Raw genomic sequence first — 17,806 nt, forward strand, 5'->3', positions numbered from 1 at the left:
GACTATCCATTTTTTTATTGATTTAGATTTATCGTACACTCATATCTTACAATGAAAAAAGGAACAAAACAGCTAGTATAGGGAAAGACTTTGTGACGGGAGTTTGGGGTTTGTCACAAATCCTGGGGAAACTATTAAAGCAGTGGCAAATTAGAATTTTAATATAAAGGAGAATAATAGATGAGTAAGATGGCAATTAAAATAAGCACTAATGGTTCATTTAGTAAATGTGTAGTACCCTTAAGAAAGTACACTGATTTAAGAATTACAGACATAAAAAATAAAATTGAAAACAAAGATTATTTTGCCGAAACAGATGCTAATGATATTGATGATATGGAGAATTTAAAAGGATTAGTTGATAATTTGATGAAGTTAGGTGCAGAAGTAAAAATGTTTGACAGTGATGAATATGGAGAAGGGATTTTCGATTATCTAGAAATTTCATACGACGAATTTAATAATAATATTGACCGATTAAAAGAAATCATGGAAGAATTACAGGATTACAATGATGCTTTGTCTGACGAAGTTTAATTTGAAAAGATTAATGCTATGAATTGGTCTTAATAACATTATTGTAAAAATCATATGTTAATGGTTTGTGTTAGAAATGCAACATAAGCGAGTGAAACTTTAAAGCACTTGATTGCCTTTTAGGCAACAGGTGCTTTTTGTTTTTATGAGATATTTGGATGACATAAATGATGCTTGACTGAAACTCAAAGTTCATACAGGTTGTACCATCATGGCATAATGATTTTATGCTTTGTATTAAAGTAGAAATGTATTTAGATAAAGATGAATCAATAGAAAAGGCATATCCATTATATATAAATGAGCTAAAAGGGGATAAAAGCGTATGAAATATTCATATGAATTTAAAAGAAACCCATTAGGATATCTAAAAATCATCCTTTCACAAGAAATTAACCTTTTCTCAGACTTCATTGAAGATATTGTATTTTAAACAGAAGTGGATGAGTATATTGATATTGTTCACAAAGTAATGGAAGGTGAATACGATGAATTTGAAATAGAAGTGAATGCTACCAGTGTGTTGATAAAAAAAGATACAACGGTTCTTCACCACTTTTATATCTTCGATAAGCCAAATAAGAACGAAATGGAAACTGAACAATTTAAAGAACTTATGCTAATATGGAGAAACAAAATTCTAGAAAGATACAAAGAATCTATGAATTAAGTTTTATAGATTTAGATAAAGTACAGGGCTACCCAAAATAATATGCCTTTATGTAATCCCATATCCTCTCAAACAGGTTATCCAAATTAATACTAAAGGTTGTGATGTTATGTTATCTTCTAACAAATTAGAAGAACCAGTTTTTCAGTTCTTGGCTGGAACTTTTCATCAGGATATTGAATCTCCAGAAGAGGCATTAGAAGAATTATTATCAGAGGAAAGTAAAGAGTATCTGGAATCTTCTATTGTCTTTTTAACAGATTTTATTGGAAGTGAGTATTCAGATATCGAAAAGAATGAATACATTCAATCTTGTGCAGATGGTGTGTACTTTCCCGCTCTTGGTTTAGAACCACTTCAGTGGCTCTATCAAGTAATTGAACAAATAAAAGAAGCTGTTAAATCAAAATAGAATTATATAATAGAAAACCTTGATTGGTTAAAAGCCTTTCAAGGTTTTTCTTTTGTGTGGGGCTACCTATCTTTATTCCCTAAAGGCCGAAAGAAAGAAAGAAAGAAAGAAACAAAGTCAGATTCAGATCTTGATGACATTATTGAAACAATAGAAGACCTAAAGGAGAAACTAAATGGATAAAACTCAAATTGCGAAAGACATTAGATGTGCCATCAAAAGTAGCAAGTTGGATACGGTAAGAGATTTACTTGAGAAAGAACCAGAAATGTTAACATGGGTAACTCCCTTTGGTACATGGTTACATATCGCAGCAGCTCATGGGCATTTAGAAATAATAGAATATCTTATTAATGCCGGGATAGATACTAATGCACAGGGTGGAACTTTTTCTACAAATGCCCATGAAAGAGCAGCTACCAAAGGCATTTAGATATTGTCGAATATCTCATTAACCAGAATGTTGAGATTGATACTAGTGAACCAGATAGGAATCCTCTGTTTGCTGCAATATATGGTGGTCATTTTGAAATTGTTAAATTGCTAGTTAATTATAATATAGATATATCTATAAAATACTCTGGTGACAACATGAAAGATATGGATGCTTATGCATTTGCCATTGAAAGAGGACAAACGGAAATTGCTGAATATTTAAAGCAGAAGGTGGATGAAAAGGAATAGGGATAAAGAGAATGTGTCTCATTAGGAACAAATGATTTGGCTGATGCCAAAAAAAGCGATCGTGATAAAGACTTAATCGCTGGTAAAGATAATTATTCTTTACTATTTAAAGACCCTTCCGGAAGAAGGGTCTCTTACTAATAAATAGAGTAACTACTTAAACTAGAGTAAGGATTACAAATTTAGTTTGCTTATATATTCCTTATTCATTCTGAATCAGAGTTTAATATAAATGACTGCTGAATAAGGTCCATAATAGGTTCTAAATCTGTCTCTGATTTTAAACTAATTTCGATGTCTCCATTTCCACGGTGGCCAATATCTGTGACATCTCTTCCAAGATGATCAGGATCATGTAATTCACCGAATTTACAATTTAGCCAAATCTTTATAGTTTGTTTTGCTGGTAATAAATCTACGAAATTTCTATTCCCATACTTAAAGGCGATATAAAATTTCTTTACTTCCTCATGTACGGAACTATCTATGTTTAAGATGCGAGTTTTTAATAAGTCATATAACTTATGGGTTTCAGAACTAAATGCATTGGCATGATGTTCAATTGAATAATCTGTTTTTGATTTTGACTCATTTTCGTTTTTCTTAAATCGTTTTAAAACATCTTCTGAAAGAGTCGGAGACTGCCAGACAGTAATTGCTCGTTCGGCTAAGATATTTGCTCTTTCTTCAATCGATTCTTTTTTCCATGTTGTAAATTTGGAAACACTACGATTTAACCATAATGGGCTATCTTTGAAGCCACCTACAAGAGATAATTTTTCAGAAAAACTTCGATCGCTTAATTCAGAATTATATCCAGTTAAAGTTAAATTGCCTAAAGTATGAAGGTAAGAAAGTTGGATTGCTTCCCACTCTGATCCTAAGGCTGTTTGCCATTCAACTGAAAGGTTTTTGTTTTGTGGCATTATATGTTCAATAGTATAATTTTCAACATTGACAATTTCTTTTCTATTATGATTTTCCAGCTTTCGTAACAGATAATTCCGATTTCTGAAGTTGTATAGATCTTTAATTAATAGGTCCCGACGAAATTCCTCATCAGATGGAAAGCGTCGATAGGATGTCTTAAATATAAATGCAGCTTTTAAGCTATTTAAGTAGTCAGTTTTATCAATCTCTTTTGACAAAGCTGCGAAAGTATTATTTAACGAATTTGTTGGTATACTGCAAATTGCGCGTCTGAAAACGTAACTTTCAACTAATCTAAAAACAGTAATTAGTTCGTCTTTATTAATAATGTTTTGTACATAGTCATTGTAAACTTGCATTAAGAATGGATTTGCGGTATCTACTCTAAGTCCACGTATATCACGAAATACATTTTCAAGTACAGGATCTTTATCACGCAAATTAAGATTTACATAATATTGCCCATATGAGTAAACATCGATAATTATTTCTTCAGTTGATAGGTGAGCGTGTTCAGTTACATAGGATTTAAATGCCTCGTATACAAAACCAATTTTGGGGATTACTCCTGTTTTAAGCGTAATATAATCCCTAATAAAGCGATCAAAATAGCTTGAATCAGGTAGTTTGTCGAACTTTATTTCAAGCTTATACCAATATTTGTTATATAGGTATTCCTGATCTTTTGGCTGTAACCCCATCAGGAAATAGTTGCGAATTAAATCAGCTTGTGATAAATCAAGCCCTGTAGAATTGAGACTCTCAAAGATTAATTGGGGGTTATCTTTATCACGATCTAAAGCTATATCCACAACAATAAGTTTATTAAGAGCTTGATAAATTTCATCCAAAGTTAATTGACTTTTCATTATCTTATCCTTGAAGTACTTCTGATTCTCTACAATTCTTTTTGAATAATCATCCTCGAATGCATTTCTTTCAAGTAAATCAATATAAGTTTGACGATCTTTTTGGGTTAACAATAGTTTATACTGGGTGTCATCTTCTTCTTCAGCGTTAAAAAGGAAGTAATTACGAACTTTCTTTGATGTAATTGATTCGCAGGTTTTAATCTGTTCTTCAATTACTTCAGAAAACGCAGATAATATTAAACTTAAGGTTGTTAATCTTTGCTGACCATCTATTACTAAAAGTTGGGGCACAGAAGTTACATGATATAAACCTTTCTCAACATAAACAATTGAACCTAAGAAATGTGCTGATAGATTCACTTCATCAGAGATTCGTTCAATATCGTCCCATAACTGAGCACATTGTTTTTTTGTCCAACTATATGTACGTTGATAAATCGGAATAACAAATTGCTTTGGCCCTTTTAGAAATTGTAAAAAGTTTGTCTCGGTGGCTTTCATAAATGTACCTCCCATTTTCTTTTCATACTATATATTATAACGAAATATGGATAATGGGTTTAATTATACAGGATGATGGTAGAGTCAAAACGTTTATATTAGTACTTAAAATTGCTGATAATTATTTATAGAGCAGAGAAGGTAATTCTTTCGGATGTGATATGTTGAACCGTATCATAAATGATGGTGAGCAAAGGAAATTATTCCTGAGAAAACTGAACACCTATTAAACATTATTTAGAATTAATTGCAACTTTCCTTGTAAGCTATATTTATGAAATTCTATGCTATCATTATCTAAGCACTAATGTTCGATAAATTATTCAATGTATCTTTAGATAGCTGAAACATTCTCTTATATAACCACAGTCAGGAGCAAATCATGAGCATCGAGAAAAAGCTAATTGTCAATTCGGACAAGGGTAATTTATTAAATGAATTAATTTCTTCAATAAATGAATGTGAAAAGTTTTATTTCAGCGTGGCCTTTATTAATTATAGTGGTCTTCAGCTGTTGTTGGATACTTTCAAAAACGCGGAAAAAAGGGGCGTAAAGGGGAAGATTATTACTTCTACTTATCTGAATTTTACTGAAGCGAAGGCTTTAAAGAAAATAAATGAGTTTAGTAATATTCATTTGAAGATTTTTGAGACAGATAAGGCGATTGGTTTTCATACGAAAGCGTATATTTTTGAATTTAAGGATAGTTATAAGGTAATTATTGGTTCTTCTAATATTACTCAAAGTGCCCTTAAGAGTAATATTGAGTGGAACGTTGAGATTATTGCTAAAGAGGATGCTCAATTTCTGAAAGATGTTTTAAAGGAATATGATGGCTTATGGAATAGTAGTGTCGTAGCGGATGACAATTTTATTAGTAAGTATGAAGAGTTTTTGAGTAAATTAAAGGGCTATACGAATACGCATCAATTTATTTATGAAAGCTCTGAATATATCATTCCTAATAACATGCAAAAACGTGCGGTTGAAAACCTTGAAAGAATTAGATCGTTTGGGGAAAAGAAGGCTTTAGTTATAGCAGCAACAGGGACAGGTAAAACGTATATGTCTGCTTTTGACGTAAAGGGATTCAAGCCTAAAAGATTACTGTTCATTGTACATAGAGAAGAAATATTAAAAAAAGCAAAAGAGACCTTTGAAAAGCTCCTTCCTAATGAAAAACTGACATTTGGATTACTGACTGGGAATCAAAAGCAAAAAAATGCTGATTATATTTTTTCTACCATTCAAACGATATCTAAATGTTACGAGGAATTTAAACGAGACGAATTTGATTATATTATTTTTGACGAGGCCCACCATGCGACAAGCCCTAGTTATCAAGCAGTGCTAGAATATTTCGACCCACAATTCACATTAGGGATGACAGCTACTCCAGAGAGAAGCGATCAACAAAATGTCTTTGACCTATTTGATAATAATGTTGCTTTGGAGGTTCGTTTACATGAGGCTTTAGAGGATGAACTGGTTATTCCCTTTCATTATTTTGGTATTACCGACATTGAGGGAATTGATTTAAGTGATGTAGATATTGACGATGTAGCGGAGATAACGAAGAGATTAAAGGTTAACGAGAGAGTCGACTTTATTATTAAGAATATGAATTTCTATGGTCATGACGGTGAAAAAGGAAAAGGCCTTGGTTTTTGCGTAACCGTTGAACATGCACAATATATGGCACAGGAATTTAATAGTAGGGGTATTCAAAGTATCTGTTTATCTGGAAATGACTCAGTTGAGCTGAGATCACATTATATAAATAAGTTAGAGGATGACCATGATGATTTAGAATTTATTTTCACCGTTGATATTTTTAATGAGGGTGTTGATATTCCTTCTGTAAATACAGTTTTAATGTTAAGACCTACTAATTCTCCGATCGTTTTTATTCAACAGCTAGGACGAGGACTCCGTAAACATAAAGATAAGAGTTTCCTAACAGTCCTTGATTTTATCGGGAATCATAGTAAAACGTTCTTAATTGCTATCGCTTTGAATGGTAGTCGATATTATGATAAAGAGAGCTTGAAGGTTGCTATTGCGACTGGATTTGCAAATATTCCAGGTTGTACACATATTCAAATGGATAAAATCTCTGAAGAACGGATATTGGCGCAGATTGATAAGGAAAACTTTAATTCTTTGAAGTATTTGAAGGAAGAGTACTTTGAATTTAAGAAAATGAATCAAGGTAAAATTCCTTTATTATTAATGGATTATATGAAATTTGATGGAGCTCCAGATCCGATTAAGTTTATTAATCGCGAAAAAACATATTTGCAATTTGTAGCAAAAGTAGAAAAAGAGGATTACTTGAAAAGGCTATTACTAGACGAGGCTTTTGAGGGAGTATTAAGGGAATTATCGAGTAAGCTACCTTTAAAGCGAGTGTATGAATTTGCTATTGCTAAATATCTCTTGGATCATGAGGATATTTCTTTAGCAACCGCAAAACATGAGATATTAAAGTTGGTTAAAGAGGTAGATGAAGATAGCGTATTGCATGCCTTTCAGTGTCTAAATCAGGATTATTATGATCCTGGTCAGAAAAAGAGGAACTTAAAGTTATTTGCTCTTGAAAATGATCATTTAACCAAGACATCTTCTTATCAAAAGGTTCTACAGAATGATGAATATAGAACGTATATAGAAGATCTTATTATTTATGGAATCTTTAGATATGAAAAGGAATTTAAAGAAGGCTACTATGGTGTGCCACATTTGAAGCTTTATGAGCAATATCAAATGGGTGATGCTGCATTACTATCAAATTATCGCAAAAGCCACAGTGCCTTTAGGGGTTCTGGTCTACTTTCAAATGGAAATGACTACTTCTTATTTATTGATTTGCACAAGGAAGAAGATATTAAAGAGAGCATTAATTACCACGATGAATTTATAAACGAACGCATTTTTCAATGGCAGACTCCAAATAGTACTGCCCCAAGTTCTGAGAGAGGAAAGAATATTGTTTTCAATCAGGATAGAGGGATACATTTACATTTATTTATTAGAAAGTATAAAGAAATAGACGGAAAGACAGAACCGTATATTTATATCGGGAAGGGTAACACCGTGGAATATGAAGGGGAAAAGCCAATTACTGTTACAATGGAATTAGAGAATGAAGTTCCGGCTAGTTTATATACTGAGTTCACTAAAAGAGTATAGTCTTCTCATTTGAGAAGACTATTTTTTTCATTGATCAATTGCTCCACAGCTGGAATGTCAGCAGGAGCCCATTTTAGTGAGCTTAGATTCTCACGCCTTAACCATATCAGTTTAGAATGTTCATTGGCTGTGGGTGTACCTTCAATGATTCTGCATTTTATAGACAATAAATTAATAATAAAGGTTTCATATTCATGCGTAGTATCATTAAAGACTGATGTCTCTGTTTCAACCTTGCATTGTAACTCTTCATCAATCTCTCTTTTTAAAGCAGTAAAAATATCTTCACCCTTTTCTACTTTTCCACCTGGGAATTCCCACATGTTCGGAATGCTCATATCTGGAGAGCGTAACGCACATAGTATTTCATCTTTGTCATTTTCAATAATGGCTGCAACTACTTTAACTTGCTTTTTCATGTTATCCTCCTATAGGTTTGCTATGATTAAATAATATCATGATTAAGTGAGGTTTGTTATAAAAGAAGAATTTGGGTAAAAATAGGATGTTTTGTTATAATTGTAAAATAAACTTTGAAGTGAAGCATTAAAAGCAGTTGTTGAACGCGGAGCTGAAATTAAGTCGTGTACAGGTGATTATTTATATGTGACCCAGCCAGATTTCATTGCAGATGTTTTTGGAGATTGATTCAAGAACTGATGTCCGGAAGTAACGGGAGGTCCTTTCATCCTTAGCTTATCTGTTTCAAAAGCAGAGCAAGATTGCTTGTTTTTTGGCTCAACTAATCTTTCGCGGTCAGCATTGAGGTAAATGAAAAGTTAATAACAATGGGAGTGAAAAGATGGAAATAAACAGAATAAAGTCAGTGCTTGAGTCATGGCTCTTAGTAGAATCATTAGCCCCAAGCGAAGTTTCTGGTAAAGGTGAGGTAATAAAAGAAGATTATTTTAAAGATAATCAAAATAGGGCTAAAACACGTTTGATAAAGCTTTATGAACGGCCTTGGGAGAAGGATCAATTAAAACGTAAAGATAAATATCAAATTCAATACCAGTATTATCTAGCTTGTTTTGATTATCATAAACTTGTCCGCTTTATACGAGAAATTTTTAAAAATAAGGAAGAGATTATTAATAAGGAGCATAAAACTTTATTTAGTTTTTCTTTTTCAGTAGACAGCAAGGGGCAATATGTAAAAGATTCTTTATTTGTTCCTTTCCTTATGTATGTAATGAAAATAATGACGGAAAATTCAAGAGTAAATTATGAGGATCTCATCACCCCTTTCCGGAGCCAATTGCAACTGTTTGAGGAACAGGCACAGACCATCTTTATTAATGGAGTAACAAAAGAGTCTTTAATAAAGATTCAGCAAGTTTACCAGCAGTATTTTCATCGATTAGATAATGATCAACTAAACTATTTGGGGATGGAAGTTACTAAAGCAGACCAAGAACCCAGATCTAAGAAATTTAACAGCTTCTACCAAGAAGACTTAGAACAAATACTAAAGAAAGGAGAGAACGAAACACTTGGTCAGTTTATTGAAGGAAAAGGGATTGAAGAACGAATAGATATTAATGAAAATAAAGAATATATTGAAGAAATCTTACAGCCTAAAAACATGCCAGATGGTCGCTGGCCGTCACCAGTAGATCATAGATTGTCATTAATGCAGCAAGTAGCTGTAAATCAAATCTTAAAGAATGACCAGAAAATTAGTTCTGTCAATGGACCTCCAGGAACAGGGAAGACTACGTTATTAAAAGATATTTTTGCTAACATTGTAGTCGAAAGAGGAAAAGGAATGGTGCAATTTAATAATCCCACTGATTGTTTTAAGAAAGTGAAAACAATTAATCTAAAAGGTTATCACTATCCTATCTATTTATTAGATTCAACACTAAGTAAGTATTCTATGGTTGTTGCTTCTAGCAATAATGGGGCTGTTGAAAATATCTCAAAGGACCTTCCTAAAAAGGATGAAATTATTCGTCCTGCTGGAAAAAGTAAATTCAAAGATTACGATGAATTGTATGCTAAAGAGGCGAAAGATTTATCTATGTACCCATCAGCAGCAAAAGATCTTTTAGGTGACAATAGTGATACCTGGGGACTTTTTTCTGGAGCTCTTGGAAAATCTGATAATATATCTAAATTTGGTTGGAAGCTATATCGTGGTAATAACAATGGAGAAGCTTTTCTTCAACAATTAGAACATGATAGTAAGCAAGTAAAATTAAAAGATTGGGAAGATGCTGTAAAGGATTTTCAGAATATTTTTGAATTAGTAAGACAAAAAAAAGAGAATCTTCAAAAATTTTCCGATGATTATAAGAGCATACAAGCTTCAGATATGCTATTAAAAGAGTTAGAGAATCAGCTACCTATACTTGAGCAAGATCAAATGAATATAGAGGATGAGAAGAGACATTTAGAACAGCAAAAGCGATTGACGGAACAACAAATTAAAACCTTACCTAAGCAATCCCTTTTGCAAAGAATCCTATTCAAAAAAAATATAAAAAAAATTGAGTTGGAAAAGGAATTAAATGTTATTATTTCATTCTTAAAAGGAGAAGAAAAAAAGCTTTACCTAAAAAGAAAACAACTAGAGGAGACTAAAGCGAAGGTAGAAGGAGTAAAAGAAATACTAGCTTCTTTCGCAGAACAGTTAGATTATTATAAAAATCAAGGACTAGCCTTACCTGAGGAAGGCTACTGGTCAAATTCGAAGCAGTCATACGAACGTCGCCAATTAAATACAATTTGGCTTACGGACGAACTAAATTCCACAAGGGGATTACTGTTTTTAAAGGCCATGAAACTCCATAAATTAATGCTAGCTTTTAATTTTGAAGCAATCAAATCTACTTTGCGATTATTAAATAATCGTAAACAATTGAATCTTAATGATACGGATCATAGATTATATCTAAAGAATATTTGGAAGTCAGTTCATTTAATTACACCGTTGGTCAGTACAACTTTTGCAAGTTTAAGCTCTATGTATAAAGGTGTAGAAGATGAATGTATAGATTACTTGTTTATAGATGAGGCGGGACAAGCAAGTCCCCAGCAATCAGCAGGTGCTATATGGAGGTCAAAGAGAGTAATAGTAGTAGGTGACCCAATTCAAATTGAACCAGTTGTAACAATCGATGAAACAATTTTAGGGGATATCAGAAAGTACTCCAATGTAGATGATAAATATATTGGTACGGGTGCCTCTGTTCAAACATTAGCAGATCTAGCAAATCCGTACGGAATGATCAATAATTATGACCAATGGATTGGAACACCATTATGGGTTCACAGAAGATGCTTAGATCCTATGTTTACCATTGCGAATGAAATAGCCTATGATAACAAAATGGTATTAGCTCAAAAGAGTCGAGGGAAGAGTGCTTGGTTTGATTGTAAAGGATTGGCTGTAAATCGTCAGTTCGTAACAGAGCAGGGAGATTTAGTAGCAGATCATATTGTTGAGTTATGGGAAAAGGCCTCCGCTCCTCCTGATGTATATATAATCTCACCTTTTACTGCAGTGAAAGATGGTATTAAACAGGTCCTAAAACAGAGGCTGAAAAATATGCAAATTTCTAATGAAGAAATAAAGGATTGGTTGGAAAAATCTGTAGGTACTGTTCACACATTTCAAGGGAAAGAAGCTGACATTGTTTATTTGGTAACTGGTACAGATGAAAATAGTGATGGAGCGGCTAATTGGTCATGTTCAAAGCCTAATTTACTAAATGTAGCGGTTACAAGAGCTAAAAAAGAGTTTTATGTAATTGGTGATTATCAACGCTTTTCTAAGAAACCCTTCTATGCATCTATCATAGAAAACATAGATGAGGTTAAAAGTGATAATATATCAGCCTTACACCTCTAAATTTTATATGAAAGGGATTAATAACTAAATGTGTTTTTTTTGAAAATCGTATTTTAAATACAAACTGGATCTATTAATGGTGGATGTCTTGATATTTAAATCAAACGATGGAGCAAATGGATAATATTTGGTTAGAGGTTTAGGGCAGTTGAAAACTATAAAAAAAGAGACATCCCCCAAGGAATGTCTCTTTCCCTTATAAACTTATAACACTCATCATCCCCTCATGCGTAGCTTCCTCTATCGTCCGCGGACCAAGGCAATCCCCAATCTGTTTCACGATGGGCGCATGGCCTTTCATTTCTTCGAATAGTTCTGTGTTGGGTATGCGTCCAAGGGAGAGGACGATGGAGTCCCAATTGGTTAGTTCTTGTTTTTGTTGGGTGAATAGGTTCCGGATAATGACATGATTTTCTTTGATTGCCCCGATGTCGTAATGGGGTAGGAGTTTGACGTTTAGGTTGTATAGTTTTTTTAGGTATTCATTCCTGAGATATTGGTGGACGGTTTCGCCGATGTGCAGTCGTGATGATATGAGTGTGACTTGGTGACCTTTTTCGGCTAGGTAGATGGCTGCTTCCATGCCGGGCCAGTCGCCGCCAAAGTCGAATACCAGTACGTTGTCGCCAACTTTTTTAGTTGAGCTGAAGAGGTCATCACTCATGATGATCCGTGGGTCATCGATTCCTTCGATGGCTGGTGTATAGGGCCGTGAGCCTGTGGCACAGATGATGGCGTCCGGTTTCGATTCGGATATTTCTTGGGTGGTGGCCGTTTTGCCTAATTGTACATTTATGTTGCTTCTCATTAGTTTGCGGGAGTAGTTATCGAGCATCGATTCTGCGAGTTCATGCCGCATGGGTGCTTTGCGCATGGTGCGGAGCAGGCCGCCGATTGATTTGCTTTGATCGATCAGTGTAACGGAATGACCGAGTGAGTCCGCTGTTATGGCTGCTTGTAATCCGCCGGGGCCGGCGCCGATGACCAGGACATTTTGTTTGTTTCTCGTTTTCTTTAATTCTGGTAAAATCCATGCTTCTTTACCTGTTGTCGGGTTTTGGACACAGCCGATTGGCAGTCCTTTATGATAGTGGCCGATACAGGCTTGTAAACAGCCTATGCATGCATCGATTGCTTGCAGGTCGCCACTTTTTGCTTTGTTGGGCATGTCAGGATCGACGATTAAGGCCCTTGTCATTCCTACGACATCGGCCTTTCCGGTTGATACGATCTGCTCAGCTTCAACCGGGTCGACAATTCGATTGCCGACAAAGACCGGTACGGCTCCTGCCATCCTGATTTTGAATCCATGTGGAGATAGGTATGCGTGCTTTATCGGTGATGGCGGAACGATATGTGTTGACCCCTCGAAGGTACTTGAATCTCCGGCCGTGACGTTGATGAAATCCAATCGGACTTTCTCCGCGAGATATTCGACGATTTGCACGGAATCCTTCATCGTTGTCCCGTCCATCGTCAATTCATCTGAACTCATGCGAATGCCGACGGTGAAGTCTTCCCCGACTCTTTCCCATACTTTTTCTAAAATTCCCACGATGAATCGCATCCGATTTTCAAATGACCCGCCATAGAGATCGGTGCGCTTATTTGTATGCACTGACCAAAACTGGGCAGGAAGATATCCATGTGAACAGCAAATTTCAACTCCGTCCAGTCCGCCATCCTTTGCCAGCTGTGCTGAATGGGCGAACCCTTCTATCACTCCTTCAATATCCTCTAAGCTCATTGGTTTTGGCATCACGCCGAAGCGCAAGCTGGGAACGGCCGATGGCGCCCATGCTGCATTTCGATAGTCGCTCGATACGACTTCTCGTCCTCCATGAAATAGCTGCGAGAAAACCTTCGTTCCATATGTATGGAGCGTTTCGGAAAGTTCTTTGTAGGCATCGACAATTCTCTGGTCATATCCGGCAATCGTTTTGGATGTAAGCATGCCGGATGGATGGACGGATGCCGCTTCAAGAATGATCAATCCGACGCCCCCTTTAGCGCGGGCTTCATGATAGGCGACCATATCCGAAGTGGGGATTCCGTCCGTGACATGATTTGTTTGATGTGCTGTACTTAAGATCCGGTTTTTTAATTCAGTAGAACCGATCGTTAATTGGGTAAACAGATTTTTGAATTGAGCCATAGTCGTGACCACTCCTTAATTTTAGATAGAATGAGAGTATAGAGGGATCGAATCGCCCACTACCTTTTCTCCATATAGGTTCAATATGCAATAATCATGCCGTTTGGGGAATGTGGCTGAATAAACATTTTTTATATTTGTAAAGAGGGTATAGCTCATGAATCGAGTATTTTATATATAGATAACTGAACCTTTTTTGAAAAGTGGTGATTCATTATAGGTTCAGGTTCGAAAATGGTTGGTATATGGACTTTCGTTGCTTATGAAAGGGGCACTTATTTTTTTGTGTACGAAAAAGTGTAACAAAATCGGTTCGAAATCAAAATATGGGGTGATTGTGTGGATACGGAAGTAAAAAAAGAATCACTAATTGTATTTTCCGATATTTCTATTTTGGATGTAAAATCCTTACTGAAAATTAATTCCTCGCCTTTTATTATCATGAAAAATCACTTGGACATCCTCGGCATATTAGAGGAAGGTTTCTTTTTGAAGAGATTGGATAGGGAGGGTCAAAATCAGGAAATCACGGCTTATCTTAATTCATCTTTTGTCGTTGTGGATGATGTCGATAAGCTCAATGAAGAGGATATGAGCACCTATGACTTTGTGATTCAACATGGCGATAACCAATATAGATGCTATCCGAACTATGAAGTAAGGGAAATATTGCTTAAAAAGAAGATTAAGAGCTTAATAAGTTTAAATGAATCACTGCATGAAGAGCTGGAGGTGACAAGAAAGAAAGTAAAGGAGCTCACACAGATCCTGCATTCCAGCTATGATGAAATATTTGTAACGGATGCAAATGGGGACACGTTATTCGTGAGTGAAGCGTGTAAGAAGCTTACAGGGCTGCCGCCGGAGGCCTTTATTAATAAGAACATTAAAGAGTTAGTTGAAAAGGGACTGATCGTCAATTCGGTTACATTAGAAACGATGAAAACGAAAGCGATCCATTCAGCGGAACAAACCTATCCGCATGGGTTGACTGTATTCAGCACAGCCAAGCCGATCTTTGATGAGGAGGGGAAATTATATAGAATTGTTTCGAATTCCAGGGATATCACCGAGCTAGTTGAGATGAAGAGTAAATTGAACCAAGTGAATCTTAGGAGTCAACTAGCACAAAATGAATATTCACAGAGTAAAAAAACCGTGTCGTTCAATAACTTCATTACAAATTCAGATAGGATGATACATGTTCTGGAATTAGCTGAAAAAGTGGCTCCAATGGATTCATCGATCTTCATCCATGGAGAAACTGGAGTCGGAAAAGGGGTATTGGCAAGGATCATTCATGATCTCAGTAATAGAAAGGATAAAAAGTTCATTCAAGTGAATTGCGGCGCGATTCCATCCGCATTAATTGAGTCCGAGCTGTTTGGCTACGAAAGCGGGGCCTTCACGGGAGCTAATAAGCACGGGAAACAAGGACTTGTTGAGAGTGCTGATGGAGGCACGTTGTTTCTTGATGAAATCGGGGAAATGCCGCTCGACATTCAGGTGAAAATCCTGCATCTGGTCCAGGATCGAACATTCATGAAGGTGGGGGGAACCAAGGAGAAAAAGGTGAATATTCGGATCATCTCCGCTACGAATAAAGACTTGAAGCAAATGATCAAGAATAATCAGTTTCGCGAGGATCTATATTATCGATTGCATGTCGTTCCATTGGAAATTCCACAGCTGCGTGAGCGAAAGGAAGATATCTTATTATTAACCGATTATTTCCTGAAGAAATTCAATGAAAAATACGGACAATCAATCCGTATCGATGATCATTCCAAGTTGATTTTGCAGCTGCAGCAATACCCGGGTAATGTCCGGGAATTGGAAAATGTAATTGAGCAAATTGTCGTGACGGCTAGAAAGCCCATCGTAACCATAGAAGATCTGCCTTCCGATTTAACGTACAAAGATACGGCACTAGTCAATTTAACGGGAATCATCCCCTTGAAAAAAGCGTTAGAGGAAACGGAAAAGCAATTATTGTCCCAGGCCCTTTCTACATATAAATCTACCCGAAAAATGGCCAAAGCCCTGGAGGTTAGCCAAACGACGATCATGCGCAAACTTGGCAAATACCAATTTGTATATGATGAGAATAAATAACGATGCCCCTTGTTGAAATCTGAAAATTCGAAAAGTTGGTATGGATATTGCATATTTAACTATTGATTATTTCAATTTTGATAAGGGGGTCAAGAAATGGGTGAGTTAATTTTCTCTTTAAGTTATGGGGGTTCATTAATTGTCATGGGGTGGATCACGAAGGTTTTTCTGATAAAAATGAAAAGGAATCAAGAAGCAATAAAAGAAAAGGATCCGATTGAAAAGGTGGGGATGTAGATGGCTTTCCTCATAGGAATCATTGTATCTTTTTGTGTTTATGTCGCAATCGGCATCTTTTTATTCAGGAAAGTGAAAAACTCAGAGGAATATTATGTATCTGGACGAAGTGGAAATACATTGATGATAACCGGTACGCTTGTTGCTTCTTTCTTGAGTACCGTATCCTTTATGGGAGAAGCGGGATTTTCCTATGAAGGGTACCCGATCTTGCTGCTTATCCTCGTTATTTTTAATGCAAGCGGCTATATATTCGGCGTTTTCCTGTTTGGGAGATATTTAAGGAGAAGCAGGTCATTAACGGTCCCTGAATATTTTGGTAATCGCTTTCAGTCCAAGAAAGTGCGATTGGCTGCTGCGATCACGACGATTCTCGGAATCTCTGCATACTTAGTTGCCGTCACTCAAGGTGCAGCCGTTTTATTGGCCGAGGTTTCCGGTGTTTCCTATCCAATGGCCTTGGTGATCATGTGGGTAGTCTATTCATCCTTTACCATTCTTTCAGGAGCGAAGGGAGTCATGGTGAATGATACCGTGATGTTCTTTTTGTTCTCCATCGCAACGTATCTTAGTTTTCCTTATATTATTAAATCCGCAGGTGGATTTCCTGAGGCCATCACCAAAGCCGCAAACCTGGCTGAACGACCTGATCTATTAAGCTGGCATGGCATTACCGGATCTGGCGCAACGATGGGAACTCCTTGGGAGGCATTGGCCTGGGCAGTCATCATGGGATTAGTCTGGGGAATTGTCATTGCAGTAAGCCCATGGCAAAGCAGCCGGTATTTAATGGCTAAAAATGAACACGTAGCCATCCGTGCTGGCGTTTGGGCAACCATATCGATTTTGACCGTCTACTTGTTTCTCCATATCAGCATATCGACGATCACCACGATTAAAGCGGATATCGCCCCGACGGAAAAGGTATTCATTTGGGCAGCGATGAATATTGTCCCTACATGGCTTGGGGTCATCATTATTAGCGGCATCATGGCCGCGGCATTATCTTCCTGTTCAAGCTTCCTTCAGATAATCGGGAGCAGTATAACACGGGATATTATGGAACAATCAAGAAATAAGAAATATGCAGATCACCATCTCTTGCGTGCCAGCCGCATTTCCATGGTTGTCATTAGCTTGATCATTTTATTGATTGGGTTGTTCCAGCCGCCAGCTGTCATGTGGATCGGTTATTTTGCGGCTACATTATTCGCCGCATCATGGGGACCAATCGCCATTTCAAGTGTATTTTCAAAGAAGATAACGAAAGATGGGGCTTTTTGGAGTATCGTTTTCGGTTTCTTTGGAGTGATTCTCGGAGAAAGCCTAGGCATGTTCGGGATTAGCCTTCCTGTTTACTTCAACCCTGTGATCATCGGATTAATTTTAAGTATAAGCGCACTCATCATTGGCTCTAAATATGGAGTGATCACCAAGGAAGAAAGGGAGTTTCAGGCAAATATCCTTCAAACTCCAATAGAAATAGACGAGCAAAAAGAAATGAACATCACTCGCAGATACCCAACCTATTTAATGATCAGCGGCGTCATGATCATCATGGTTACACTGGTGTTTTATTATTCGCCGATCCATATGAATTGATTGGGGACAAATAAATTAGTTATAGTGGATTCTATGTTTAAC

Annotated in this window: 10 protein-coding genes and 2 pseudogenes; 9 read left to right on the top strand and 3 right to left on the bottom strand. The window is 36.3% G+C overall.

What is annotated here, in order from left to right; all coding sequences use genetic code 11:
* Positions 1-180: 180 nt before the first annotated feature.
* The 4 genes and pseudogenes from ACQKMH_RS00985 (at position 181) to ACQKMH_RS01000 (ending at position 2,303) form a co-directional block, all read left to right on the top strand.
* Complete coding sequence (locus ACQKMH_RS00985) at positions 181-537, top strand: hypothetical protein (RefSeq protein WP_427585676.1); 357 nt, start codon at positions 181-183, stop codon at positions 535-537.
* Between the two features lie 325 nt (positions 538-862).
* Positions 863-1,207, top strand: a pseudogene (locus ACQKMH_RS00990) (tRNA-Val4).
* Between the two features lie 109 nt (positions 1,208-1,316).
* Positions 1,317-1,619 carry a contact-dependent growth inhibition system immunity protein gene (locus ACQKMH_RS00995; protein ID WP_427585677.1) on the top strand — a complete coding sequence of 101 codons (303 nt, stop codon included), beginning with the start codon at positions 1,317-1,319 and terminating at the stop codon, positions 1,617-1,619.
* Positions 1,620-1,794: 175 nt separating this feature from the next.
* Positions 1,795-2,303, top strand: a pseudogene (locus ACQKMH_RS01000) (ankyrin repeat domain-containing protein).
* A gap of 206 nt (positions 2,304-2,509) precedes the next feature.
* On the opposite strand, the gene ACQKMH_RS01005 reads toward ACQKMH_RS01000, so the two are convergent.
* Entirely contained in the window at positions 2,510-4,606 is a 2,097-nt protein-coding gene (locus tag ACQKMH_RS01005; protein WP_427585678.1) for a GmrSD restriction endonuclease domain-containing protein, read from the bottom strand.
* Between the two features lie 382 nt (positions 4,607-4,988).
* On the opposite strand from ACQKMH_RS01005, the gene ACQKMH_RS01010 reads away from it, so the two are divergent.
* Entirely contained in the window at positions 4,989-7,799 is a 2,811-nt protein-coding gene (locus ACQKMH_RS01010; protein ID WP_427585679.1) for a DEAD/DEAH box helicase, read from the top strand.
* Positions 7,800-7,804: 5 nt separating this feature from the next.
* On the opposite strand, the gene ACQKMH_RS01015 is transcribed toward ACQKMH_RS01010, so the two are convergent.
* Positions 7,805-8,218 carry a (deoxy)nucleoside triphosphate pyrophosphohydrolase gene (locus tag ACQKMH_RS01015; protein WP_133350234.1) on the bottom strand — a complete coding sequence of 138 codons (414 nt, stop codon included), beginning with the start codon at positions 8,216-8,218 and terminating at the stop codon, positions 7,805-7,807.
* Positions 8,219-8,601: 383 nt separating this feature from the next.
* Here ACQKMH_RS01015 and ACQKMH_RS01020 point away from each other — a divergent pair, with 383 nt between their 5' ends.
* Positions 8,602-11,655, top strand: coding sequence for a DEAD/DEAH box helicase (locus tag ACQKMH_RS01020; protein WP_427585680.1), 3,054 nt, complete (start codon positions 8,602-8,604; stop codon positions 11,653-11,655).
* 196 nt (positions 11,656-11,851) lie between these two features.
* Here the strand turns inward: ACQKMH_RS01020 and ACQKMH_RS01025 are convergent, their stop codons facing one another.
* A complete protein-coding gene (locus ACQKMH_RS01025; RefSeq protein WP_427585681.1) occupies positions 11,852-13,810 on the bottom strand; it encodes an FAD-dependent oxidoreductase in 1,959 nt (652 codons plus the stop codon).
* A 339-nt stretch (positions 13,811-14,149) separates the two neighbouring features.
* Between ACQKMH_RS01025 and ACQKMH_RS01030 the strand changes: the two genes are divergently transcribed.
* The 3 genes from ACQKMH_RS01030 (at position 14,150) to ACQKMH_RS01040 (ending at position 17,764) form a co-directional block, all read left to right on the top strand.
* Complete coding sequence (locus tag ACQKMH_RS01030) at positions 14,150-15,925, top strand: sigma-54 interaction domain-containing protein (RefSeq protein WP_427585682.1); 1,776 nt, start codon at positions 14,150-14,152, stop codon at positions 15,923-15,925.
* A 96-nt stretch (positions 15,926-16,021) separates the two neighbouring features.
* The gene (locus ACQKMH_RS01035) at positions 16,022-16,162 is read left to right on the top strand and encodes a hypothetical protein (protein ID WP_427585683.1); all 141 of its coding nucleotides are present in this window, start codon (positions 16,022-16,024) and stop codon (positions 16,160-16,162) included.
* A complete protein-coding gene (locus ACQKMH_RS01040; RefSeq protein WP_427585684.1) occupies positions 16,163-17,764 on the top strand; it encodes a sodium:solute symporter family protein in 1,602 nt (533 codons plus the stop codon).
* The last annotated feature ends 42 nt before the right edge of the window (positions 17,765-17,806 follow it).

The sequence above is a fragment of the Peribacillus sp. NPDC097895 genome, from assembly GCF_050277555.1.
Classification (GTDB): domain Bacteria; phylum Bacillota; class Bacilli; order Bacillales; family DSM-1321; genus Peribacillus.